The organism is Streptomyces sp. ATLC9 (genome assembly GCF_057196705.1).
In genome coordinates this window covers 1-707 of record NZ_JBXUOY010000561.1, presented here as the reverse complement: position 1 = coordinate 707, position 707 = coordinate 1, and the positions used below count along the sequence as shown (strand labels likewise).

Genomic DNA, 707 nt, shown 5'->3' with positions numbered 1-707 from the left:
CCGCTCGGCCGCGCCCGGCGCCGTCCAGTCCACCGCCCCGCCCTCCCCGGCCCCCGCACCGGTGCCCTCGGTTCCCGCGCCGGCCGCCCCCGCGCGGTGCGGCGGCACGGTCACCGACAGCACCGCCGACTCGTGCTCCGAGTCGGGGACCAGCGACGGATCGCCGGGCCGCAGCACGGTGACGGTGCGCGTCGTGCCGCCCGGCCCCCCGGTGTGCACCACCGTGCGGTGCGCGGTGCCCTCGGGCCGGGCGCCGCGCAGCGCGAGCAGCACGGTCAGCCGTCCCGCCGCGTAACCGGGACCGCCGTCCGCCGCGCCGGCCCGGCCGCCGTACATCGGCCGGGGGTCGGTTCCGCAGACCACGGTGTCCGCGGCCACCCGCGTCCCGTCGGCCAGTTCCACCCCCGCGGCCCGGCCGTCCTCCACCGTGACCCGGGACACCGCCGCACCGAACCGGAACTCCACCCCGCGCGCCAGGCACCGCTCGTACACCGCGTCCGCCAGCGCGCGCATCCCCCCGCCGACGTACCAGGTGCCGAAGGTCTGCTCCAGGTACGGCAGGACGACGGCGCTCGCCGGGGTGCGGCGCGGGTCGAGGCCGCGGGCCAGCGCGTGGCTCTCCAGCAGTGCCACCAGCCGCGGATCGCGCAGCTCGGCGAGGGCGACCTCGGACAGGAAGGGGGCGCGGCGGCGCAGCAGCCCGCGCC

Annotated in this window: 1 protein-coding gene; it reads right to left on the bottom strand. The window is 80.1% G+C overall.

Annotation, left to right across the window (positions count from 1 at the left end):
- On the bottom strand, positions 1 to 707 hold a 707-nt coding region (locus AC2CJA_RS27065), incomplete at both ends, for a phytoene desaturase family protein (RefSeq protein WP_484605260.1).